Raw genomic sequence first — 22,971 nt, forward strand, 5'->3', positions numbered from 1 at the left:
GGATGTGATTGCCGTACTGCACCTGCGTGCCGTCACACTAACCGATCATTTCGCGGGTATCCGACTATCGCGACCGTTACCTACGAGCGGCGGGAAGCGCGTTTCTCGTAGAGTGTCAGGCGAACGCACCGACAAGCGAAGGGTCGAACTTGTCCGCAACACTCGCCAAGGGTCAGAACGGTCCGCTGGCCATGAACGATGTGGTGATCTCCATCCAGCTCACGGCGCCCGCCGATCTTTCCGCACTACTGGTCACCGAGCGCGGCAAGGTCCGTACCGACGCGGACTTCGTCTTCTTCAACCAGCCGACCGGCCCTGGCGTGAACCTGCAGCCCGCGCCCGCCGGACAGCCCGCGTCGCTTGCGGTGTCGTTGAACGCGGTGCCGGCCGAAATCGATCAGATCCGCGCGGTGATCACGCTGGACGATGCGAACAGCAACTTCGGTTCTTTCCCCGCACCGACCGCGATCGTGTCGGACTCGGCTGGTAATCGGTTGTACGAATACCACATCGACGGGCTGAACTCCGAGTCGATCGTGATCGCGCTCGAGCTGTACCGGCGCCAGGGCGCATGGAAAGTGCGTGCGGTCGGGCAGGGCTACGCGGGTGGTTTTGCCGCCCTTGTCACCGACCACGGCGTGTCCGTCGACGACTCGCCCGCCCAGGCCTCGCAGCCCGTGCAGGCCCCGCCGCCACCTCCGCAGCAGCCACCGAACTACCCGCCGCCGACCACTCCGGCCTACCCGCCGCAGCAGACTCCCCAGTACGCGCCGCCCGGTGCGTACCCGCCGCCGCCCGGCCCCGGTCACCCGCCGCAGGGCGGCCCTGGCTACCCACCACCCGGCCCCGGTCATCCGCCGCAGGGTCCTGGCTACCCGCCGCAGGGTCCTGGCTACCCGCCGCCGCCGGGTGCCGGTTACCCGCCTCCGGGTCAGCCTGTGCCGCAGCAGCCACCGGCCGAGGTCAGTTTGAGCAAGGACCGCCCGGTCAGCCTGGTCAAGGGCCAGCGGGTCACCCTCCGCAAGGAGGGCAACGCGCTGACCTTCGTCAAGATGGGCCTGGGCTGGGACCCGGTGCGCAGCCGCGGTATGTTCGGCAACCGCACGGTCGACATCGACCTCGACGCGGCAGTCATCCTGTTCGCCGACATGAACCCGGTGGACGTCGCCTACTACGGCCAGCTGATCTCCAAGGACGGCTCGATCCGCCACCAAGGCGACAACCTGACCGGTGAGGGCGAGGGCGACGACGAGGTGATCCTGGTCGACCTGACCCGCATCCCGGCGCACGTGACCACGCTGGTGTTCATCGTGACCTCCTACAAGGGTCACACCTTCGAACAAGTGCAAAATGCGTTCTGCCGTTTGGTCGACGGTGTCAACAACGGTGAACTGGCCAGGTACACGATGGCGGGCGGCATGCCGTTCACCGGGATGGCGATGGCCAAGCTGTTCCGGGTGGGCAACGACTGGAAACTGCAGGCGCTCGGCGAGGGCTTCCAGGCCAAGCATCCCGGTGAGGCGGTGCCGCAGCTCGGCCGGTTCCTTGTGAACGGTTGACCGGGAGCGGCGCGAGCAGCAAGGCAGACAACGTGATTCAACTGAAGGCCGGTCAGAACATTCCATTGACCGGTGATGTCGTCCGATTCAGTGCGAAAGCCGAGGCTGCCCTCGATGTTTCCGCGCTGGTGGTCGCGGAGAACCTGAAGGTGTTCTCCAGCGACGATTTCGTCTTCTACAACCAGCCCGTCACGGCGGGGGTCGCCCTGGCCGCCGCCGAGGTTGCGGTCACCCTCGCCGAGGTGCGTGCCGACGCCAAGGCGGTGCTGCTGGTGGTCAGCGCCGACCCTGCCGCGCCTGCGCGGGCGGAAGGGCTCGGGCCGGTGACCGCGACGCTGTTCGAGAACGGCACCGTGGCAGCCGAATTTGCGGTCACACCGTCGGCGGGGGAAACGGCGCTGATCTGCCTCGAGGTGTACCGGCGCGGCGCCGACTGGAAGCTGCGTGCCGTCGGTCAGGGTTACGCGGGCGGTCTCGCCGTGCTGCTCACGGCACACGGTGTCGATGTCGACGGTGAGTCGGCGGAGAGCCGGCCTGCGCAGCCCGGTCCGGGGACGCACACGATGACCGGCTCCATGGCGGGCGACGCGCGGACCGCAGGTGGTGCGCCGCTGGAGGTCGGACATGGGCTGGAACGGCTGTGGATGGTCTTCGAGGATGCCGCGCGATCGGCTGCCGCGTTGGTCTCCGCGCGGGAGTATGCGGCCAAGCGGCTGGATCATGAACTCTCGCTTGCTGTTTCCGACCCGGCGACCAGGAACACCCCGGCGGCCGAGGAAGCCCGTCGCGCCGCGCAGCAACGCAGTGACGAGCTGATCGCCACCGCCGAGCACAACCACCAGCGCGACACCGAGCAGCTGATGCGCGAGCTCGCCGACGCCGACCAGGTTCTCCCGCCGTCGCTGGCGTCCTGGGACGCACCCGCCTGGGACAAGCCGGTCGCACCGAGCGACGGCCTTCGGCTCGGTGAGCTCTACGCGCTCGACCGCGGGCCGCTGCGGATTCCGTATTGCGTTCCGGTACCGCTGAATCGTCCGCTGTGGATTGATACCGAGTCGACCCGCGCGGTCGCGCCGGTGGTTGGCGCGTTGCTCGCGCGGCTGCTCGCCGCGGCGCCGGATCGACGGGCGCTGGTCGACATCATCGACCTCACCGACGCGTTCAGCGGGTTCACCAACTTGCTCGCACCGGTGTTGAACGGACCCCCGATCACCGATCACAGCGACATCTCAGCGCGGTTGCAGGCATTGGTCGACGCTGCCGAACTCGCCGAATTGGCCTACAGCAGCGGCGCTTTCACCCCGCCCAGCGAGCATCGCGTGCTGCTGGCGGCGGATTTTCCGCACGGGTACCAGACCTCGGACGCCCAGCGGATCGGTGCCCTGATCGCGCGTGGTGACCTGATCGGATTGTCGACGGTGATCGTCGGGACCAACGAATCCGACTCGACCGACACGACGGTGGCGATGCTCTCGCAGTCCTGCAGGCACCTGCCCACCGTCGGCGGCGCCCCGTTGTTCGATCCCTGGACCGGCAGCGCGTGGCAGCTGGACCTGGACATGTTGCCGCAGGAGCCGGAACGGCAGGCGCGTTTCATGCGCACCCGGTGACCGCTCAGCCGCGCGTGAGCGCCACGTGCGGCCGCAGTGGCTCGGGCAGCCAGGGCAGCAGGGGATCAGGCATGCGGTCGACGATGCCGCCGACCGGGTCGTCGAGGTAGTCACGCCGCACCAGATCTTCCGCCGGACGATAGATCTGGCGGACGATCACAGCGCACAAGGCGACCACCGCGAGGTCACGCAGCGCCACGGTGCCGGTGAACCACTGCTCGGGCAGGCCTTTGCGGTCCAGACCGAGGTAGTAGAACATGCGCGGCACCCAGACCAGTGCGTCGATGGTCATCCAGGCCAGCAGGACGCGCCGGTGTGGCAGCGCGAGCACAGCCAGCGGCACCAGCCACAGCGAATACTGTGGGCTCCACACCTTGTTCGTCAGCAGGAACGCCGCGACCACCAGGAAGCACAGTTGCGCAAGGCGCGGCCGCTGCGGCGCGGTGAGGCCGATGTAGCCGATCAGCCCGCACGCCACGACGAACACCAGCAACGAGACCGCGTTCAGGATGACGGGCTGCTGCGCGGAGTCGAGCGCACCGTCGAAGCCGGGCCAGTCGGTGAACGACGCGATCACGTTGTAGATCGAGTCCGGATCGGCGTGCCGGGTGGTATTGAGCCGGAAGAACTCTCGCCAACCGCTCGGGTACAGCGCCGCGATCGGCAGGTTCACCGCCACCCAGGTGGTCAGCGCCGCGACGACCGTGACGATCGCGGCGCCGAGCGGGCGGGCGCTGAGGAACTGGACGCGGTACGGGGTCTCCCGCACCCACGCCACGGCGGTGGACCAACAGTCGATATCGCGGATGCGCAGGCCGAGGTGGGTGCGGGGCGTGCGCTGCATCGGATCGGCGCGCAGGCACAGCACCAGGATCGGTCCGAGTAGCAGTAGCGGATACAGTTTGGCGGCACCGCCGAGACCGAGCAGCATTCCGGCGAGCACAGGCTTACGCCGGGCCCAGGCAAGCAGACCGGTCGCGGCGAAAGCCGTTGCGAGGGCGTCGAAGTTGGTGAACGCGTGCGCGATCACCAGGGGCGAGCAGGCGACCAGGGCCGCGTCCCAGATCCGCCGCCCGGCCAGCAGAGCGGTCGCCCCGACGGTAACAAGCCAAGCCATCGCGAGGCCGAACGCGACGACGTTGAAGTAGACGACCACCTGCAACGCGCCAGGCAACGGCGAAGCGTCCCAGCTCTTGGCGATCCGCATGGAGAGATACTGGTACAGGCCCGAGAGCACCGGGTATTCCATGTACCGCGTTTCCAGGCCACCGTCCGGAGCCGACTCGGTCCACTGCTTCTTGTACGGGAAGGCGCCTTCGTTCAGTCGTTCCGCACCGTAGAGCGGGACGGTGTCCGAATAGCACATGGCCACGTACTGGCGGCCGTCGCTCCAGTCGAGTGTCAGGCCGCCGTCCGTGCCGGTGGTCTGCTGGATGCAGCCGGCCTTGCCGAACCAGCCGAGCGCGAGGAACACCACCGCGAACGCCATCAGCACCCGCATCGGCGTCCAGAACCGCACCCGCCCGATCAGGGCGTGATCACCGACCGGCCCCCCGATAACCGTGGACAGCTGGGCGGTCAGTGAATCGTTGCGGCTCGGCCTATCGCGCGCGTCCGCCGACCGCAGATCCGGCGCGAGCGGTCCAGGTGCGACATAGTACGGACCGTCGGAAGACGCCCTACTCGTCTGCGGCACGCTCCCGTTCATCCGCTGGTCCACCAGTTCCTGATCGGTCACGGCACCCGAGGCTACCTGGAGCGCGGCTCTTGGTTGGGAGCGCGTCGTCCCCGCTCATCCATGCGAAGGCAGGCCAGGTCGGACTACCTGCCGCGAGTGGGCGCAGTTCCCTCCTGACCCGAGTTGCCGTTAGTGCCTGGTCGGGGCGCGCCGGTGACGGTCGGCGCGGAGCCATCCGTCGGTGCGACCGGCTGACCGGGAAGTGGGCCGGGGCCGTCGTCACGCTGTTGCGACCGCTGCTGTTGTGGGGCGGGTTGGATGCCGGGGACCGGGACCATGACCCCGGGGAAGATCTCCACCTGGGTCGGTGCGACCACGACCGGGGGCAGGAATGGCGAATCGACGGCGGACGGCGGAGTGTAGGGTGCCGTCCACTCCGGGACACCGGCCTGGCCCTTGATCGGCGCAGGCTTCGGGAACGTCTCGTTGGTGGTGCCCTGCAGGGCACCGTCCATCGTGGCTTTCCAGATGTCCGAAGGCAGGCCCGAGCCATAGATCATGCCGCCGCTGTAGTTGCGCAGCGGCGAGTTGTCGATGCTGCCCACCCACACCGCGGTCGACAGCGATGGGGTGTAACCGACCATCCAGGCGTCTTTGTTCTCGCCGGTGTCGCCGAGCTGGGCGGTACCGGTCTTGGCGGCCGATTCGCGGCCGCCCGCCAGGTTGTGGTTGCGCGACCAGGCCGCGATCGGCTTCATCGCGGCGGTGACGTTATCGGCCACCGCTGCCGAGACACGCTGCTCGCCCGCCACCTCACCGCGGTCGAGCAAGACCTGACCGTCGGCGGTCACCACCTTCGTCACGAAGTGCGGCGCGTGGTAGACGCCGGAGGCCGCCAGTGTCGCGTAGGCGGAGGCCATATCGAGCACGCGCGATTGGTACTGGCCGAGCACGATGCCGTTGTTCGGGCCGGAGCCATCCGGCTCGGTGAGCGTCTTGCCCACGCCCGGGATGGTGTCCGGTATGCCCAGCTTGTGCGCCATGTCGGCGATCTTCCGCGGGCCGTTCTGCATGTCGATCTGCATACGGTAGAAGCTGGTGTTCAGCGACCGCTTCAGCGCTTCGGCGATCGTGCACATGCCGCATTGCTCACCTTCGACGTTGGTGATCTTGATGCCGTTCACGGTGATCGGTGAGCTGTCGTACATCTGCGAGAGCGGAATGCCGAGCTCCAGGTTCTCGGCGAGGCCGAAGACCTTGAACGAGGAACCGGGCTGCAGACCCGCGTTGGCGAAGTCGTAGCCCTGACCATCGTTGCCGCCGTAATACGCGCGCACCGCGCCGCTGCGCGGATCCACCGAGACGACGGCGGTGCGCAGCTGGTCCGGCTCGCCCTCCATCTTCTTGGTCGCCGCGTCGACGGCCGCCTGTTGGACCTTCGGGTCGATCGTGGTGGTGATCTCGAGACCAGCGGTGTTCATCTGCTGCTCGCTGATGCCTGCGGCCGCCAGCTCCCTGAGTACCTGCCTCTTGATCAGACCCTCCGGGCCGCTGTCCAAGCCCTTGTCCTTGGTCGAGGTGACTGGGACGACCTGCGGGAACTGCTGGCTCTGCCGCTCCGGCGCGGGCAAGTTGCCGCCGGAGACCATGCCGTCGAGCACGTAGTTCCAGCGAGTCTTCGCGCCCTCTGGATTCTTCTCCGGATCCAGACCGGACGGCTGCTGGATGGTGGCGGCGAGCACCGCGCCCTCGGCGACGGTCAGCTCCTGTACCGGTTTGCCGAAGTAGGCCTTGGCGGCGGCATCGATGCCGTACGCGCCTCGGCCGAAGTAGATGGTGTTCAGGTAGGCGGCGAGGATCTCGTCCTTGCTCCACTGCCGCGCCATCTTGGCCGAGATGACCAGCTCATGCATCTTGCGGGAGAGCGAGCGCTCGTCACCGACCAGCGCGTTCTTCACGTACTGCTGGGTGATCGTGGAGCCACCGCCGGCGCTCTCTCTGCCCAGGACGTTGTCCCTGGCGGCGCGCGCGAACCCGGAGATCGAGAAGCCGGGATTGGTGTAGAAGTCCCGGTCCTCGGCCGCGATCACCGCGTTGCGCACATGTGGCGGGATCTGGTCGATCGTGACGTCGGTCCGGTTGCCTTCCGGCGGAACGACTTTGCTGATCACGGTGGTGCCGTCGGTGGCGAGGATGTTCGCGACCTGATTTGTCTTCAAGTCACCGGGCTTGGGCACCGACACCGTCGTGTACGCGGCCAGGAAGATGCCGCTGGGCACCAGGATGGCCAGCGCGAGAAAGACGTAGAGGGTGCGGCGGACGATGCGCCACGGCGACTTCTTCTTCGCCGCGGGCCGACGCCTGCCCGGCCCGTCGGAGCCGTCGCCGCTACCGCCACCCCGGCGCGGAGGCGGGCCGGACGGCGGGCCGCCCGCGGTCTGCCTGCGTTCGCCGGTGGTGCCGTTGCCCGGGACGCGACGGGCCGTACGGTCCACGCCGGGGCGCGGGCCGGTGGTCGGACTCGGCCCGGTAGCTGGGCCGCGCCGGCTTCGGTCGGCCACCGCCTCGGTCAGCGAACCGGGGCGTTGGATCTTCTGGGTTTCCTGGCGGCCGGGGGGTGCGCCGCGATTCGGCTGCGGCGGACGGCCCTGCTGCGGAGGACCGGGACGACGCGGCGGTTGCGGCCCGCGCGGATCGCCCGGGATCGGTCCGCCGGGGCGCGGACCGGGCGGCGGGCCCGGCCGGGCTCCGGGCGGGGGCCCGGGACGAGGGTTCTGGTATGGGTTGGGACCTGGATGTGAACTCCGTTGAGTACGGCCGCCGTGCGGTTCATCGCCGTGGGGGGAAGTCTCGTAGGGCGAATTCACTGACAAGATCTCCATAACTCGTAACGGTCGAGGTGGCTAGCGGTCGTACGCACCGCAGCGGACGCGTACTGGCTCCGCGAGTCACCCGACGGGCTGATGACCAGGTACTTCATTCGGCGGCAGTGCGCCGGTTGGCTCGCGTCCCCGGGCGGCGGCGCGACGGTGCCGGCGTGGTGCCGAGCACGTAGGACTGCACCAGATGATTCCAGCTGCAGGACCGGCATACCTCGACGACATGCACCGAGAACTCCTCGCGAGTCTCGGCGAGGCGCATGAGCTCCTCGGGCGTGCGAGCCGATCCAGCCACCGATCCCAGGCCGTCACCGTAGACCCAGGATACGAGGGTCAGCTGTTCCTTCCGGCAGATGGGGCATGTGACCTCGCTCCCCCGACCGTGGAATTTCGCCGCCCGCAGCAGGTAGGGGTTGGCATCACACACCTCGGCGACATCGACACGGCCCGCATAGACGTCAGCCAGCAACGACCGGCGCCGAAGGGCGTAGTCGACCACTTGCCGCTGAATTCGCACGAGAACCAGAGTAGCGGTGTTGCAATCGCCCCGCCCCGGGCTGTGCAGATTGGTTGGTTTAGATGCGCGCTCGAACGGGCATCGGGCGCCCAGTCGACTAAGATTCGTCTGTGTCCACCGCAGCAGGGCGCATTCGAGCGCGTGATCTCGACCGCGCCAACGCGTCCGGTCTACTGGACGCCGCCTATGCCGAGGGACAGCTCGGCGCCGACGAGTACCACGATCGAACGGCGCAGGCCGCGGCCGCGAAGACGCTCGGCGAACTGCAGGGGCTCACCGCCGATCTGCAGACGCCGGCCCTCGCGCGGGACCTCGGCGCCGATCGGCCGTCGATCACGCGAAAAGCGTTGCGCCGCGCGGGATCTGCCGGAAGTTATCCTCGTCACACGAGGGCGCGCGATGCCGATCGCGCCACTACCCGCGAGCTGATCGACCTCGCCCGCGCCGAGGGCCAGCTGTCCGAGGAAGAGCACGATCCGCTCACCGAACTCGCTGGCGAGGCGCGCACGCTGGGGGACCTGGCCGACCTGGTCGCCGACCTGCAACGGCCCGCGACCGCCACGGCCGCGCCGAGGCCACCGCGCTCGCACCGCCGCCGCTGGTACCTCGCCGCGGTCACCGTGGCCGCCATCTCGGCCGCCGCGGCGGGATTCCTTGCGGTCGCACGGGAGAGGGACGAGCCACGGTCGGTGGCACGCACGGCGGCCGCAGTGGACCTGCGCTCGGTTCAGCCGTTGGTGATCGCGACGCCGAACCTGGTCACCGCCGAGGGGATCACCACGTTTCTCCGTAACTACCAGGCGAAATTCGGCGATCTCCAGGTCGATGAGCTGCGGTTGTTCCCCGACTTCGGGACAGTGACACGCGCGGTGCCCGGCCAGCCGAACCGGAAGGTCAGCTACGACTACCGCGGTGGATTCCAGCAGTCGAGCGAGATCGCCACGCGCAAGACCGACACGCCGACGGTGGATCTGGGCGGGTTGAATGTCGAGGCGATCGGGCGTGCCCTCGCCGACGCGACCGCGGCCGTCCGGGTGCCCGACGGCGTTGTTTCGCATCTCGAGATCAGCGTGAACGATGTGGCGTTCTATGCCCAATTCGGCATCGGCAAGGGGCAACCCGTCATCGAGGTCTACGTGAGCAACTCCGTCAAGGAGTCGGGTCATTTCATAATGACCCTCGCGGGCGAGGTGCGCCGCGTCTGGGCGTTCGAGGGATAAGGGAATGGCGACAACCCGATACAGCGGCATCCGGGCCCGTGACACCGACCGCGCCGATGTGTGCGGGCTGCTCGACGCCGCGGTGGCAGACGGACAGCTCACACCGGACGAGTACGCCGAACGCACCGCTACGGCCATGCGCGCCAAGTCCTTCGGTGAGCTCGACAGGCTGATCGGCGATCTGCAGATCCCGGACGAGCTCGTGGACGCCCCGGTGGTCCGGGTCGACCGGCGCCGCCCTCGGCGCTGGCTGGCGCCGGCCTCGATTATCGTCGCGGCCGCGGTGGCCGGTGCGATCGTCGGAGCGATCAGCCACTGCGGCACCGATCTGTCCGGCCCGTCGGAGAAGTTTCCTCCGCTGACCACCGGTGCGGGCCTGGCCTATTTCCTCGACGAATACCACGGCGAGTTCGGTGACCTGATCGCCGACGAGGTCACGCTGTATCCGAAGTACGTGATCGTCGACCGGCAGGCGAAGCGCAGTGCGGCCGAGACCGGCGACTATTACTACAACGGCGCTTTCCGCACCTCGACCACGTCCCGTCGTAAGTCCGACACCCGCACCTTCGATCTCGGCGCACTCGACGTGCCTGCCATCGCCCGGCTGCTGGCCGGAGCGCCGCAGACGCTGCAGTCCCCGGGCGGCACCGTCGCGCACGTCATTGTGGACTTCCAGTCACATGGCTCGGTCGACCTCGGTCCGGTGCTGAAGATCTATGTGCAGAACAAGAGCGGCGCGTTCGGGTACTTGACGGCCACCTTCACGGGCGAGCCGCTTCAGGTCTCCCTACCCTCCCGCTGACCTCTCGCGAAGTCCGCACATAGGTGACCACCCGAGCTGCCACCTCAACGCAACACATCCGCCCAACCCCGCTTCCGAGTGCAGCGAGGCCGAGCATCGCGAACACGCAGCGCCGCAGGCGCTGCCAATAGACACAGCACAGATGTATCGCTCCGATATAGTGGAAAGTCGCATCCATCGGTTAGGTCTGTACATAGTCAGGAGGTGAAGCCCGGTGCTCGAACTGGCAATTCTCGGGCTGCTCCTCGAATCGCCCATGCACGGTTACGAGCTGCGCAAGCGGCTGACGGGCCTGCTCGGCGCGTTTCGGGCCTTCTCCTACGGGTCGCTCTACCCGACGCTGCGCCGCATGCAGGCGGACGGGCTGATCGCCGAGGAGATGCCGGCGGGCGCGACGACACGCCGTGCGCGCCGCGTTTACCAACTGACTCCGACCGGCCGGGAGCGGTTCAGCGAGCTGCTCGCCGACACCGGACCGCAGAACTACACCGACGACGGCTTCGGCGTTCACCTCGCCTTCTTCAGTCGCACCCCCGCGGAAGCGCGGATGCGAATTCTGGAGGGCAGGCGACGTCAGGTCGAGGAGCGCCGAGAGGGGCTTCGGGAGGCGATCAAGAAGGCCAGCGGGTCCTTGGATCGCTACACCCGGCAGCTCCATCAACTCGGACTCGAATCAAGCGAGCGCGAAGTGCGCTGGCTCAACGAGTTGATTGCGGCGGAGCAATCGACGAAGGCGGCACCACAGAAAGAGGGAAATATCGGCCATGAGTGACGTCAATAAGGCTGACAACGCCACAGAAGTTCGCGTCGCCATCGTAGGTGTGGGCAACTGCGCCTCTTCGCTGGTCCAGGGCGTGCAGTACTACAAGGACGCGGATGAGTCCGCGACGGTTCCCGGTCTGATGCACGTGCGGTTCGGGCCGTACCACGTCCGCGACGTCACGTTCGTGGCCGCGTTCGACGTGGATGCGAAGAAGGTCGGCTTCGATCTGGCCGAGGCGATCTTCGCCAGCGAGAACAACACGATCAAGATCTCCGACGTGCCGCCGAGCGACGTCGTTGTGCAGCGTGGTCCCACCCTGGACGGCATCGGCAAGTATTACGCGGAGACCATCGAGCTGTCCGAGGCCGAACCGGTCGACGTGGTCAAGGTCCTGAAGGACAACGACGTCGACGTGCTGGTGTCCTATCTGCCGGTGGGTTCGGAGGAGGCGGACAAGTTCTACGCGCAATGCGCCATCGATGCGGGCGTCGCCTTCGTCAACGCGCTGCCGGTGTTCATCGCCTCCGACCCGGTGTGGGCGGAGAAGTTCACCAAGGCCGGCGTCCCGATCGTCGGCGACGACATCAAGAGCCAGGTCGGCGCGACCATCACCCATCGCGTGATGGCCAAGCTGTTCGAAGACCGCGGTGTGCAGCTCGATCGCACCATGCAGCTCAATGTCGGCGGCAACATGGACTTCAAGAACATGCTCGAGCGCGAGCGCCTGGAGTCGAAGAAGATCTCCAAGACCCAGGCCGTCACGAGCAACCTGAAGAAGGAACTCGGCGCCAACGACGTGCACATCGGCCCGTCCGACCACGTCGGCTGGTTGGACGACCGCAAGTGGGCCTACGTCCGCCTGGAAGGCCGCGCCTTCGGTGATGTACCGCTGAATCTGGAGTACAAGCTCGAGGTGTGGGATTCGCCGAACTCGGCGGGCATCATCATCGACGCGGTCCGCGCGGCGAAGATCGCCAAAGACCGCGGTATCGGCGGGCCCGTCATCCCGGCCTCGGCCTACCTGATGAAGTCCCCGCCCAAGCAGCTGGCCGATGACATCGCCCGGACACAGCTCGAGGCGTTCATCATCGGCGCGGACTAATTCACCGCACTATCTCACGAGGCGTCGGCCGGAGGCGAAATGCCTTCGGCCGACTTGCCGAGGAGCTATAGGCCCCGATAGACGTCCTTGCGCGAGCCGACCCTTCACCATGAGGATCTCCAGCAAGCCGTTGTCCACCCGGTACCTGCCGACCCGCAGGCGGTACAGGTCGTCGTGGCCGGACAACTTCTTCACGTCCGAGTCCGGAGCGTACGGGTCGTCGCCGAGTGCTGTGAGCGCGCTGAGAATACGTATTGTGTCAGTCCAGCGAGACGTATACCTCTACCGAGGCCGGCCCGGTGTAGCGCTCGATCTCGGCGGTGTGTGAACGGGTGATGGTTCCCGCGTTCTCCGCCTTCGCGACCTGGGCCCATGCGGTGCGCAGCAGGTCGTAGGGTTTGTCCGAGACGACGAACCGCGCATAGCGGCCCTGCGGGATGATGGTGAGCACGTCACCCGCGTCCATGTCCGACATGTCCGAGACCTCGTAGCCGAGCACGGCGACGGCATGATCGTTCTGGTCGATATAGGCGGCCACCCTCTGAACGTTCTTTTCCCGCGCCAGGTACCGATCCCAGGTGAAGTTCACCAGGTCGAGGTCGCGCGCGGTCACCTCGCGACCGGCGAGCGGAATGGTGAGTCCCGCGACCATGCTCTGGTCCAAAGTGACGATCTCGAAATCCACAGTCCGTTCCTACCCGTCGATCTGATCGTCTGCCAGTGCCACGAAGACTTCCACCGTGCGGGCGTCGGGATAATGCTCCCAGTCGCCGGTATAGCCACGCACAAGTCGGCCGGCGGCCTCGGCGTCCCAGACCGCCCGCCAGATGCTCACGATGGTGTCGCCCAAGTTGTCGCCGCTGGCGATGAATCGGGCGAACCGGCCGCCGGGCACTCGGGCGAGCACGTCACCGGGCAGCAAATCGGCAAGGCTGTGGCAGCGGTAGCCGACGATATGGGTCAGGTACGAATTGATTTCCGGCGCATGGTCGACGTACGCCGTGGTCGGCGGGCCGGGCAGCTCGCGATCCAGATTGCGCTTCCAAGCCTCTTCGACTTTCGCGCGTCGCGGCCCCTCGACCGCGAGCGCGGGGCTGCGAAGCACTGTTCCCGCCACCAGCGTCTCGGGTTGGTCAACGACATTGAAATCCACCGGCGTAGCCCCTATGTCTAGTCTTCCGTCGTCGCTCGAGCGCATATCCTCCCGCATCGTTCCCGCGGTATCTCGGCGTCGGCCTGTTTCCGACGCACTCGCTGTTCGCTCTCACTCTGGCAAACGATGCTGCCATGTCATGCGTTCCCCCGGGCCACGGAAGGTCACAGCATCATCGCTATCCCGGCACGGGGATGCTCAGGCCGGGGAAAATCTCGACTTCCTTCGGCGCCTCGGTGGTCGGCGGGACGGTGACGACGGGTTCGCGCGCTGACGTCTGCGGCGGATTCAGGATGTCGTAGGCGCCGCCGGAGGGCTTGCTCTGAAGTGGCTGCGCCGGGCTCGGCGTGCCAGGGAACTGCTCGATCGGGGTGCCGTCCAGCGCGTCGTCCATCACCTGCTTCCAGATGTCGGCGGGCAGGCCGGAGCCGTAGATGTCGCCGCCGCGCGCGGTGCGAATCGGCTCCGACTGCTCGGTGCCGATCCACACCGCGGTGGACAGCGAGGGTGTAAAGCCGATCATCCACGCGTCCTTGTTCAGGTCGCTCTCGCCGAGCTGCGTGGTTCCGGTCTTGGCGGCCGAGGGGCGGTCGGCTGCCAGCGCGTGCCCGTTGGAGTAGGCGGCGATCGGGGTCATCGCCTGGATGGTGTTCTCCGCGATCGCGCGCGGGATGCGTTGCTGTCCCGGCGGCATCTGCTTGCCGACCTGCTGGTCGGGCGCGCCGCGATCCAGCAGGACCCGGCCGTCGGCGGTCACTACCCGCTGCACGAAGTACGGCTGGTGGTAGACGCCCGACGCGCCGACCGTGGCGTAGGCCGAAGCCATGTCGATGGGACGTACCACGTACTGGCCGAGAACGATGCCGTTCAGCGGCTTTCCGCCATCCTCGGCCAGGGTCTTGCCCGCGACACCGGGGATCCGCTCGGGGATGCCCGCCGCGTGCGCCGCGTCGGCGATCGACTGCGGCCCGTCGGACATCGACATGGTCAGCCGATAGAAACTGGTGTTCAGCGAGCGCTTCAGTGCCTCGGACATGGTGCACTTGCCGCACGACTCGCCGTCCACGTTGGTGATCCTGACGCCGTGGTCGGTCAGCGGGGAGCTGTCCAGCACGCGGGTCAGCGGAATGCTCTGCTGCTGCGCGGCGATCACCGCGAAGACCTTGAACGCCGACCCGGTCTGCAGCGGCGCCTGGGCGAAGTCGTAACCGATGCCGTCGTCGCCACCGAAGTACGCGCGCACCGCGCCGGAGCGCGGGTCGACCGACACCACCGAGGCGCGGAGCTGAGGCGGCTGCGAGGCCAGCCGGTCGTGCACCGCGCGGAGCACCGCCTGCTGGGTCCTGGCGTCGATAGTGGTGGTGATCCGTAGTGCCCCGGTATTCAGCTCGCGCTCGCTGATACCGGAGGCGCGCAGCTCGCGCAGCACTTGGTTGCGGATCAGTCCCTCCGGACCGCGGGCGACGCTGTCGTCGGGTATCTCCCCGATCGAGATGATCGACGGGAACACCACCGCGTCGCGATCGCCCCGTGTGAGCACACCCATCTCGACCATTCCATCGAGTACGTAAGCCCAGCGCGCCTTCAGGTCCGCGAGATGGGTTTCCGGATCCAGGATCGACGGTGTCCTGATCAGCGCCGCGATCACGGCGCCCTCGGCGAGGGTCAGCTGGTTCACCGGCTTGTCGAAGTAGGCCCGTGCCGCCGCGGCGATTCCGTAAGAGGCGCGGCCATAGTAGATGGTGTTGAGGTAGGCGGCGAGGATGTCGTCCTTGCTCCACTGCCGCGCCATCTTCGCCGCGATGACCAGCTCGCGCATCTTGCGCGTGACCGTGCGTTCGGAGCCGAGGAAGGCGTTCTTCACGTATTGCTGGGTGATCGTGGAGCCGCCGCCCGCGTCGTCGCGCCGGAGCACATTGTCGCGGACAGCGCGCAGGAAGCCGGAGGACGAGTAGCCGGGATTGGTGTAGAAGTTGCGATCCTCGGCGGAGAGCACCGCGTCGCGCACCGGCCGGGGCACGTCCGACAGCGGGACCGGGGTGCGATTACCTTCGGGCGGAACGACCTTCGCGATCACGGTGCTGCCGTCGGCGGCCAGGATGGTGGCGGCCTGATTCGTCTGCATCGCGGCTGGATCGGGTATCTCCGCGCTCCAGTACACGAGCACCGACATCAGCGCGGGCATCACGCCGAAAAGGATGAACAAGGCCAGAAGCAGCCGACGGAAGCGTTCACCTCTGCTGGGCGGCCGCCGATTCGGATCCGGTGCCGGTCGTGCGGCGGGAGGTCGCGACTTTCGGCGAGTTGCCTTCTGCTCGCGTATCGCTCGGGTGTCCCGGTTTGTCGCGTTCGGCCGTTCGCTCCAGCCCGCGATCGAGGCATACGGTGCGGTCGGGGGAGTGCCCTTGGAGCCGCGCCTATGCTCTCGCGGTTTGCGGAACGAGCTCACGATCATCTCCTCCCGGAGCGTCGGACAACACCTGCACACACGATCGGAAACGAGCTGTGTCTATTTTGCAGCGCCCGCGGCGCCGCGTGTTCGCGGCCCCCTCTCGGCTCGCGTCCGAGCGGGCGAGACTCGCGACCGCGTCGCATGCGCTTCGCCCGCTCGGACGCGAGCCGGGCCGCGAACAGTGCTCGTAAGACTCGCACTTTCGGGGGGTTTGGCGGGGTGAAAACGGGCGGTAAGTGACGCAAGCCTGGACGGTGCGGGTGCTCATGGATCACGTCGTCGTGATCGGTCGGTGCCGTTTGTCTCGGGCAGTGCGGAATTCGTCTGGCGGCAGGTGTCCGCCGAGTGCGCTCAGCTCTTCACGCCGCCTGCGGTGAGGCCCGAGATGATTCGGCGCTGGAACAGCAGGACCATGATGACCAGCGGGATCGTGACCAAGGTGCCCGCCGCCATGATCGCGGCGTACGGCTGCACCAGCGGGTTGTTGCCGGAGAAGCGGGCGATCGCGACGGTGACGGGTTCGGTCTTGTCGCTGGAAAGCAGGCGGGCCAAAAGATATTCGTTGACTGCCGCGATGAACGCAAGGATCGCGGTGGTGAAAACGGCCGGCGCGGCCAGCGGCAGCATGACCAGACGGAACGCCTGCATCTTGGTGGCGCCGTCGATCCGCGCCGCCTCCTCGAGCTCCCACGGCAGTTCGGCGAAGAAGGACGCGAGGATGTAGACCGTCATCGGCAGCACGAAGGAGATGTTCGGGATGATCATCGCCTGGTACTCGCCGATCCAGCCGAGGCTGGTGAACAGCTGGAACAGTGGCGTCACCAGCACGACGACGGGGAACATCGATGCGCTGAGGATCAGCCCCGACACGAGGTATTTGCCGTGGAAGGTGAGCCGCGCCAGCGCGTACGCGGCGAACACACCGAGCACCAGCGCGATCACCGTGGTGACCGCGCCGATGAGCACACTGTTCACCAGTGCCTTGCCGAAGTCGTTGCCGCGGCTGGTGTCGAACGCGTTGCGGAAGTTCTCCAAGGTGATATGCGTAGGCCAGGGGGTGTTGTCGAAGGTGTATTCGGGGTCGCGGAACGCGGTGACCGCCATCCAATAGAACGGCGCGAGACCCCAGACGAGCACGATCAGAGCGCCGAGGTACAGCCGGACCGTGCCGATCCGCTTGGTCCACGCAACCGCGTGCGTGGCGGGCTTTCCCGTCGTCTGCAAAGACATCAGCGCTCCTTCCGTGCCAGGTGCGACACCCGGTCGGGCAAGATGAGTGCTGCGCGATGATGTCTCATCCTGCCCTCCGGTGTCATGCGGGACACCCGCACCCGGTCGGGCAAGATGAGTGCTGCGCGATGATGTCTCATCCTGCCCTCCGGTGTCATGCGGGACACCCGCACCCGGTCGGGCAAGATGAGTGCTGCGCGATGATGTCTCATCCTGCCCTCCGCTGCTCTTCCTGGGTCCGAACCGCATTGGCGCCCAAAATCTTCACCAGCACGAACGCCACCGCGAAGATCAAAAGAAAGGTGATCGTCGACAGCGCGGCCGCGCTGTTCGGGCCCTGCCGTACCTGCTCGACCACCAGAATCGACACCGTGCGGGTGGAAGGGTTGCCCAGCGTCATGATCGCGGGCAGGTCGAACATGCGCAACGCGTCCATGGTGCGGAACAGCACCGCGACCAGCAGCGCGGGCTTCAGCAGCGGCAGCGTGATCTGAGTGAACCGCTGCCAGGCCGACGCGCCGTCGACCCGCGCGGCCTCGTACACGTCGGTCGGGATCACCTGCAGACCGGCGAGCAGAAGCAGCGCCATGAACGGGGTGGTCTTCCACACGTCGGCCGCGATCACCGCGAACCGCGCGGGCCAGGCGTCGGAGGTCCACAGGATGTGCGTGCCGAGAACCCGGTTCACCACGCCGTCGTATTGGAACATGAACTCCCATAACCGCGCCGTGACGGCAGTCGGGATCGCCCACGGAATCAGCACCGCCGCGCGTAGCAGCGCCCTGCCGCGGAAGGTCTTGCCCATCACCATGGCCATGCCGAGTCCGAGCGTCGCCTCGAGCGTCACGGTCACGACTGTGAAGAACAGCGTGATTCCGACGGCGAGCCAGAACTGCGAGCCGAGGTTGCCGGTCGGGCAGGACACCATCTCGTCGCCGACGACCTGGCATTGCTGCAGCAGCCAGTGCGTGTAGTTCGAAATTCCGGCGCTACCGCCCTCGACGAACATGCCGGTCGCCGGATCGAGCCCGGGATCCTTCTGAAAGGACATCCACAGCGCCCGGAACACGGGATACCCGATGACGACAGCGAGTGCGAGTAGTACGGGCGTGACGAACAGCCAGGCCTTGCCGGAGCGTCGCAGCTCGAGGGCCACCGTCGCGCCGAAGCCCGGCCTGATCGGAAGGGATTCGTCTTTCGGCACGCTAGTCGCGGCTCCGGAGGGATCCGACACCGTTTCTCTCCTGCGGGTTTGTCGGGTCCGTTGCGCTCACCGCTTACGATCCGGCGGTCTCGATGCCCTTCTGCATACCGGTGATCGCGTCGTCCACGGACTTGGTTCCGTTCAACGCAGCATAGGCGTTGTCCTGGATGGCCTTCGACACCGCGGGATAGAACGGGGTCACCGGGCGCGGCACCGCGCTGGTGATGGAGTCCTTGAGCGCGGGCAGGTACGGCATCTTCGCGATCAGGGCAGGGTCGTCGTACATCGACGCGCGCACCGACGGCAGCGCGCCGGAGGCGACGATGTGCTGTGCGTCCTCGCTGATCAAGAATCGGAGGAAGTCGAGGGCGGTGGCCTTGTTCTTGGAGTAGGCGCTGATCGCCGCGTTGTAGCCGCCGAGAGTGGAGGCGCCGACGCCGTTCTCGCCGGGGAGCGGCGCGACCGCGAACTTGTCCTTCACCGCGGACGCCTCGCCGCCCACATCACCGAAGGTAGACGGCCACGAACGCAGGAACATCAGCTTGCCCTGCGCGAAGGCGTTGCTGGACTCCGGCTCCTTGAAGGTGATGGCTTCCTTCGGGATGTCGCCGTTCTTGTAGGCGTCGACCAGGACGTTCAGTCCGGCGCGCGATTGCGGGCTGTTCACCGTGGGTGTCTTGCCGTCAGCGCCGACGAAGCTTCCGCCGTAGGCGTTGATCACCTCCGCCGCGTTCACGGTCAGGCCCTCGTAAGGCGCGAACTGGCCCGCGTAGCAGCCGATGTTCTGCTCGCGCGCGATGGCGCACTGCGCGAGCATCTCGTTCCAGGTCTTGGGTGGGCTGGGCACCAGGTCCTTGCGGTAGAACAGCAGGCCGCCGTTCGTGTTGCGCGGGGCGGCGTAGAGGGTGTTGTTGTAGGTGGCGCTGGCGACCGGCGGGGAGAGCAGCGTGGAGGTATCGATCGTGAAGGAGTCCTTCAGCGGCTGGATCCAGCCCTTGGCGGCGAACTCGGCGGTCCACGGAACGTCGAGGGCGACCACGTCGTAGTCGGACTGCTTGGAGCGCATGTGCTCGACCAGGTCGTCGTACTGCTGCGAGGCGTCGTTCGACTGCTCCTTGAACGTCACCTGCTCGTCCGGGTGCGCGGCGTTCCACCGCTCGACCAGTTGCTTGACCGCACCGGTCTCGGAGGTGTCCTTACCCTCGACATAGGTGATCGGGCCGCGGCCGGTGAGGTTCTGGCTGATCGGGCTGCCGCCGTTGTCGCTGGAGCAGGCGCTGGTGAACGTCGTGGCCAGCAGCGCGACCGACGCGGCCGCCACCGCGGCGCGCGGTACGAGCGCCGAACGTAGGGTCGACACCTTTTTCACAGCCATCGCGGACACTCCAGGATCATTCGTGAGCGGCAGCACACCCTGCCGGTGCACAAGGCAAGATACATGGTGTTGATATGACATGCGGGATGCGGCGGGAACTCCTCGCTAGGCTTGCGTGTGATGACTTCGCCGAACACGGTCCCCGATCGGATGCTCACCCGCATCGGTGGACTGCTGCGTAAGGCCGAATCCACCGACAACGAACACGAGGCCGAGGCGTTCCTCGCGGCGGCTCAGCGGTTGGCCACCAGGTCCTCCATCGACCTCGCGGTGGCGCGGGCGCACATCGCGGGACGCGAGCGCAGGCCGACGCCGGTGCAGCGGATCATCCCGATCGGCGAGCCGGGGAAACGCGGGTTGCGCACCTATGTCCAGTTGTTCGTCGCGATCGCATCGGCCAACGACGTGCGCTGCGATGTCGCCAGGACCTCGACGCAGGTCTTCGCTTACGGCTTCGATTCGGACATCAATACCTGCGAGGCGCTGTACACGAGTCTGCTGGTGCAGATGGTGCGAGCGTCCGACCAGTACATCAAGTCGGGGGCCTACCGGTCGGCAACCGTGGAGAAGGTTGTCGTGGAGAAGCGGTGGGGGCGGCAGGTTCGGCGCCGGGTGCAGGCTCCGCTCGCGGGCGTGACGGCGCGGCTGAACTTCCAGATGGCGTTCGCTGCGCGAATCGGTCAGCGGTTGGCCGCGGTGAAGGCAGAGGTGGAAGCGGAGGCGTTGCCCGTGGGCAGCACGGCGACCGGTACCGCGCTGGCGTTGCGCGACAAGGAAATCCAGCTCGCGGACTTCTATTCGCGGACTTCGCAGGCGCGCGGCACCTGGCGCGGGCCGCAGGCCTCTGCCGGGCATTCCGCCGCGGCGCGACGGGCGGGTGACCGCGCGGGAAAGGCCGCACGGATCGGCACGTCGCCCGAACTTCCCGCTGCGCGTGGGCAATTGGCTTCGCCTGACTCGCCCGGTGGATCCGCGTGAGTACCGTGCATTACGGCGACAGGGACGGCTGGCGGCCGTTCGTCACGGGTGACGATCCCGAGCCGCGCTGCGACTACCCCGCGATGACGACCGCACGGTCGCCCGCGCGTGCACCTCTGGTGTTCGTCGTCGGCTCACGAGAGGCGACTCGTCCGAAGTCGGTCGCGACATGCACACGGCAGTGCCGGTGACCGTGCGAGACACCCAGCGCGCCAAGGTGTACGACGCCGAACAGCTGGTGCGCGGAGTGTTCGACCGTGCGGATGAGCACGGCATCCGCACTGTCGAGCTCTACGGCTCCCAGCTCACGCTGCCGATCGAGCGACGATTCGCCTCCGTCGAGTCGGTGCAGAGCTATGCCGACAAGGTGCTCGCTCTCAATTGGGTTCGAGCGCAATGGGCTCGTGCTGCCGTTTCGGTCCGCGTCCGTTCACGTGCTGGAACGGCCGCCGCCCATTACGAGGCGGGCGAAGCGGTCCTCGCGGTGCCGCTGCATACCGGCGGTACCGCCTGGGCCCTGCGCGAGCTGGTGGTTCTGCACGAACTGGCGCATCACCTCGAGTCCGCCCCCGCCGAGGTGGCCCCACACGGCCCCGAATTCTGCGGTCGGTACCTGGACCTGGTCGACGGCGTCGTTGGCCCCGAAGCGGCGCTGCTCTTGCGCGCCACGATGCTCGGCTGCGGCGTGCGGCTCGGGTGAGCGTGCTTAGTTGGGTCGCCCGATCCACGAGTCGGGTGGGCTGCGCGTCGGGCGGACCGGGTTTCCGGTGCGCTTCGCCGCAGCTACGGGCGTCGGGCCGAGCAGCGCCTCGAGTCGGCAGGACCGTGTTGCGCGGGGTTCGGTCGCGCGGAGCTGCGTGGCGGGATGGAGACCGTGCTGCGAATTCTCGACCTGAACGACGTCGCGCGCAATGCGGGCGAACCTGCCTGCGTCGTCCTCGCATCCGCGCTACGTACTGGGTGAACTTCACACCGTCGGGGAGTCGATATCCACTGTCGACAGGCGAATATGACGATTCTCGTCCACGACATGCTCGCTGTGGATAGTCCACTGAGTTCGGCTCACATATCGACGGTAGCAACCACCGAACAGCTGGACCTGCTGTTGGTTGCCGCGGCCGCCCCGGAATCCGGGGCGGTTTCTCGATGTTATAGGCGGAGGTGTTGGTGACCGTCATCGTCCACGGCGCATCAGTGCCGGGGGCCGACAATCCGTGCCAGCTCCGGGCGGCCAACCGTTCAACCCGGACCTGATCTGTCAGTCGGTACCTTTCTACGCTGTGCCCCTCGACGCGAAACCTGCGTACGAGGGCCGGTGGTCTTGACTGTGAGGAAGCGTGGGTTGGTCGGCCGGGCTACGCGGTCGGTGGACCGGGCTGTTGGTTTGGCCGGGTCGTGTCGTTGGGGCGCGGTGTCGTCAGCGCTATGCCGTCGGGCTCTCACGGACCAACGCGGAGACGCGGGTCAATCGCTCCTGCCACCAGGTGGTGCGGGTGGGGTCGGGGTGGCGGTAGCGCTCTACTAGTGCTGGGTCCGGTTGGGGCGGGGTGCGCGGGACGGTGAGGTAGCCGTTTACCGGACGGAAAGAATCCGGTACCAGATCGCCGGTGAACAAGCTCAAAGTGCCTAGGCCGCAGGCGAAGTCGAGGGTAGGGAGTGCGCCCGCCAGCGCGAGCTGGGCGGCCAGGCCGACGCTGGTTTCCAAGGCAGAGGAGACCACGCAGGGCAGGCCCGCGGCCTCGGCGATCTGGAGGGCGCGGCGGACACCGCCGAGCGGCGTGCATTTGAGGACGGCGATATCGGCCGCGCCCGCGACCGCGACGCGCAGCGGGTCCTCGGCGCGGCGGATGGATTCGTCGGCGGCGATGCGCACCTCGACCCGGCGACGCACCGCGGCGAGTTCCTCTATGGTCCGGCACGGCTGTTCGACGTACTCCAGACCGCCGGCGGCCTTGTCGATCCAGGTGATATTGGCGACGGCGGTGTCGACATCCCACGCCGCGTTGGCGTCGACGCGGATCGCGCCGCCCGGGCCGAGCGCGTCGCGCACGGCCTCCACCCTGGCCAGATCCTCCGCGAGTGATTCGGGATGGTCGGCGACCTTCACCTTGGCGGTGTGGCAACCTGACCCGGCGACGATGGCGTGCGCCCGATCGGGATCGACTGCCGGCACGGTGCAGTTGATCGGAATCCGATCCCGTAGCGGCTCCGGCCATCCCACCGTGACCTGTTCCAGCGCGGTGGAAAGCCAGCCGGCGGCCTCCCGGTCGTCGTATTCGGGAAAGGGGCAGAATTCGCCGCATCCGAGCGGGCCCTGGATCAGCATCCCCTCGCGCACCGTAATGCCACGGAACTTGGTGCGCATCGGAATCGCGTAGACGCTCTGTGCTGCGGAATCGCTCATCGGTGCCCAGCCTATTCGAAGGATTGCGCAGGCGGCCTCGAGTAG

General features: G+C 67.3%; 19 protein-coding genes. 8 read left to right on the forward strand and 11 right to left on the reverse strand.

Annotated features, from left to right (window positions below):
* Positions 1 to 149 precede the first annotated feature (149 nt).
* Positions 150 to 1,559 (forward strand): TerD family protein, encoded by a 1,410-nt coding sequence (locus AB0H00_RS01275; protein WP_357258936.1) that lies wholly within the window; start codon positions 150 to 152, stop codon positions 1,557 to 1,559.
* A 32-nt stretch (positions 1,560 to 1,591) separates the two neighbouring features.
* Positions 1,592 to 3,169: a TerD family protein gene (locus AB0H00_RS01280; protein ID WP_357258939.1), complete on the forward strand. Its 1,578-nt coding sequence runs from the start codon at positions 1,592 to 1,594 to the stop codon at positions 3,167 to 3,169.
* A gap of 4 nt (positions 3,170 to 3,173) precedes the next feature.
* Here AB0H00_RS01280 and AB0H00_RS01285 read toward each other — a convergent pair whose 3' ends face one another.
* The 3 genes from AB0H00_RS01285 to AB0H00_RS01295 form a co-directional block, all read right to left on the reverse strand.
* Positions 3,174 to 4,877 (reverse strand): glycosyltransferase 87 family protein, encoded by a 1,704-nt coding sequence (locus tag AB0H00_RS01285; RefSeq protein WP_357260355.1) that lies wholly within the window; start codon positions 4,875 to 4,877, stop codon positions 3,174 to 3,176.
* A gap of 113 nt (positions 4,878 to 4,990) precedes the next feature.
* Positions 4,991 to 7,408, reverse strand: coding sequence for a transglycosylase domain-containing protein (locus tag AB0H00_RS01290; protein WP_357258942.1), 2,418 nt, complete (start codon positions 7,406 to 7,408; stop codon positions 4,991 to 4,993).
* A gap of 415 nt (positions 7,409 to 7,823) precedes the next feature.
* Entirely contained in the window at positions 7,824 to 8,243 is a 420-nt protein-coding gene (locus AB0H00_RS01295) for a DUF5318 domain-containing protein (RefSeq protein ID WP_357258945.1), read from the reverse strand.
* Between the two features lie 110 nt (positions 8,244 to 8,353).
* Between AB0H00_RS01295 and AB0H00_RS01300 the strand changes: the two genes are divergently transcribed.
* From AB0H00_RS01300 to AB0H00_RS01315, 4 genes are all read left to right on the forward strand, one after another.
* A complete protein-coding gene (locus tag AB0H00_RS01300) occupies positions 8,354 to 9,463 on the forward strand; it encodes a DUF1707 domain-containing protein (RefSeq protein WP_357258948.1) in 1,110 nt (369 codons plus the stop codon).
* Between the two features lie 4 nt (positions 9,464 to 9,467).
* On the forward strand, positions 9,468 to 10,265 hold the full coding sequence (locus AB0H00_RS01305) for a DUF1707 domain-containing protein (RefSeq protein WP_357258951.1): 798 nt from the start codon (positions 9,468 to 9,470) through the stop codon (positions 10,263 to 10,265).
* A gap of 214 nt (positions 10,266 to 10,479) precedes the next feature.
* Positions 10,480 to 11,037 carry a PadR family transcriptional regulator gene (locus AB0H00_RS01310; protein WP_357258953.1) on the forward strand — a complete coding sequence of 186 codons (558 nt, stop codon included), beginning with the start codon at positions 10,480 to 10,482 and terminating at the stop codon, positions 11,035 to 11,037.
* On the forward strand, positions 11,030 to 12,130 hold the full coding sequence (locus tag AB0H00_RS01315; protein WP_357258955.1) for an inositol-3-phosphate synthase: 1,101 nt from the start codon (positions 11,030 to 11,032) through the stop codon (positions 12,128 to 12,130). Before AB0H00_RS01310 ends, AB0H00_RS01315 begins: the two co-directional genes overlap by 8 nt.
* Positions 12,131 to 12,389: 259 nt before the next feature.
* Here AB0H00_RS01315 and AB0H00_RS01320 read toward each other — a convergent pair whose 3' ends face one another.
* From AB0H00_RS01320 to AB0H00_RS01350, 7 genes are all read right to left on the reverse strand, one after another.
* Positions 12,390 to 12,815 carry a GyrI-like domain-containing protein gene (locus AB0H00_RS01320; protein ID WP_357258958.1) on the reverse strand — a complete coding sequence of 142 codons (426 nt, stop codon included), beginning with the start codon at positions 12,813 to 12,815 and terminating at the stop codon, positions 12,390 to 12,392.
* A gap of 9 nt (positions 12,816 to 12,824) precedes the next feature.
* Positions 12,825 to 13,283, reverse strand: coding sequence for an effector binding domain-containing protein (locus AB0H00_RS01325; protein WP_357258960.1), 459 nt, complete (start codon positions 13,281 to 13,283; stop codon positions 12,825 to 12,827).
* A 178-nt stretch (positions 13,284 to 13,461) separates the two neighbouring features.
* Positions 13,462 to 15,738 carry a transglycosylase domain-containing protein gene (locus AB0H00_RS01330; RefSeq protein WP_357258962.1) on the reverse strand — a complete coding sequence of 759 codons (2,277 nt, stop codon included), beginning with the start codon at positions 15,736 to 15,738 and terminating at the stop codon, positions 13,462 to 13,464.
* A gap of 348 nt (positions 15,739 to 16,086) precedes the next feature.
* Positions 16,087 to 16,965: a carbohydrate ABC transporter permease gene (locus AB0H00_RS01335; RefSeq protein WP_357258965.1), complete on the reverse strand. Its 879-nt coding sequence runs from the start codon at positions 16,963 to 16,965 to the stop codon at positions 16,087 to 16,089.
* The gene (locus tag AB0H00_RS01340) at positions 16,965 to 17,177 is read right to left on the reverse strand and encodes a hypothetical protein (protein WP_357258968.1); all 213 of its coding nucleotides are present in this window, start codon (positions 17,175 to 17,177) and stop codon (positions 16,965 to 16,967) included. The genes AB0H00_RS01335 and AB0H00_RS01340 overlap by 1 nt, the downstream gene beginning before the upstream one ends.
* The gene (locus AB0H00_RS01345; RefSeq protein ID WP_357260358.1) at positions 17,174 to 18,145 is read right to left on the reverse strand and encodes a sugar ABC transporter permease; all 972 of its coding nucleotides are present in this window, start codon (positions 18,143 to 18,145) and stop codon (positions 17,174 to 17,176) included. The genes AB0H00_RS01340 and AB0H00_RS01345 overlap by 4 nt, the downstream gene beginning before the upstream one ends.
* Before the next feature lie 97 nt (positions 18,146 to 18,242).
* Positions 18,243 to 19,544: an ABC transporter substrate-binding protein gene (locus tag AB0H00_RS01350; RefSeq protein ID WP_357258971.1), complete on the reverse strand. Its 1,302-nt coding sequence runs from the start codon at positions 19,542 to 19,544 to the stop codon at positions 18,243 to 18,245.
* Between the two features lie 120 nt (positions 19,545 to 19,664).
* On the opposite strand from AB0H00_RS01350, the gene AB0H00_RS01355 reads away from it, so the two are divergent.
* A complete protein-coding gene (locus AB0H00_RS01355) occupies positions 19,665 to 20,522 on the forward strand; it encodes a DUF2786 domain-containing protein (RefSeq protein WP_357258973.1) in 858 nt (285 codons plus the stop codon).
* A 169-nt stretch (positions 20,523 to 20,691) separates the two neighbouring features.
* Entirely contained in the window at positions 20,692 to 21,222 is a 531-nt protein-coding gene (locus AB0H00_RS01360) for a TIGR04338 family metallohydrolase (RefSeq protein ID WP_357258976.1), read from the forward strand.
* Positions 21,223 to 21,945: 723 nt separating this feature from the next.
* On the opposite strand, the gene AB0H00_RS01365 is transcribed toward AB0H00_RS01360, so the two are convergent.
* Complete coding sequence (locus tag AB0H00_RS01365) at positions 21,946 to 22,926, reverse strand: o-succinylbenzoate synthase (RefSeq protein WP_357258979.1); 981 nt, start codon at positions 22,924 to 22,926, stop codon at positions 21,946 to 21,948.
* Positions 22,927 to 22,971: the final 45 nt, after the last annotated feature.

It is taken from the genome of Nocardia sp. NPDC023852, from assembly GCF_040639505.1.
Classification (GTDB): Bacteria; Actinomycetota; Actinomycetes; order Mycobacteriales; family Mycobacteriaceae; genus Nocardia.

Excerpts from the sequence above, each read along its gene's own strand:
- AB0H00_RS01285 (WP_357260355.1), bottom strand. The coding sequence starts at position 4,877 with ATGAACGGGAGCGTGCCGCAGACGAGTAGGGCGTCTTCCGACGGTCCG.
- AB0H00_RS01305 (WP_357258951.1), top strand. The coding sequence starts at position 9,468 with ATGGCGACAACCCGATACAGCGGCATCCGGGCCCGTGACACCGACCGC.
- AB0H00_RS01315 (WP_357258955.1), top strand. The coding sequence starts at position 11,030 with ATGAGTGACGTCAATAAGGCTGACAACGCCACAGAAGTTCGCGTCGCC.
- AB0H00_RS01330 (WP_357258962.1), bottom strand. The coding sequence starts at position 15,738 with ATGATCGTGAGCTCGTTCCGCAAACCGCGAGAGCATAGGCGCGGCTCC.
- AB0H00_RS01335 (WP_357258965.1), bottom strand. The coding sequence starts at position 16,965 with ATGTCTTTGCAGACGACGGGAAAGCCCGCCACGCACGCGGTTGCGTGG.
- AB0H00_RS01340 (WP_357258968.1), bottom strand. The coding sequence starts at position 17,177 with ATGAGACATCATCGCGCAGCACTCATCTTGCCCGACCGGGTGCGGGTG.
- AB0H00_RS01350 (WP_357258971.1), bottom strand. The coding sequence starts at position 19,544 with ATGGCTGTGAAAAAGGTGTCGACCCTACGTTCGGCGCTCGTACCGCGC.
- AB0H00_RS01355 (WP_357258973.1), top strand. The coding sequence starts at position 19,665 with ATGACTTCGCCGAACACGGTCCCCGATCGGATGCTCACCCGCATCGGT.
- AB0H00_RS01360 (WP_357258976.1), top strand. The coding sequence starts at position 20,692 with ATGCACACGGCAGTGCCGGTGACCGTGCGAGACACCCAGCGCGCCAAG.
- AB0H00_RS01365 (WP_357258979.1), bottom strand. The coding sequence starts at position 22,926 with ATGAGCGATTCCGCAGCACAGAGCGTCTACGCGATTCCGATGCGCACC.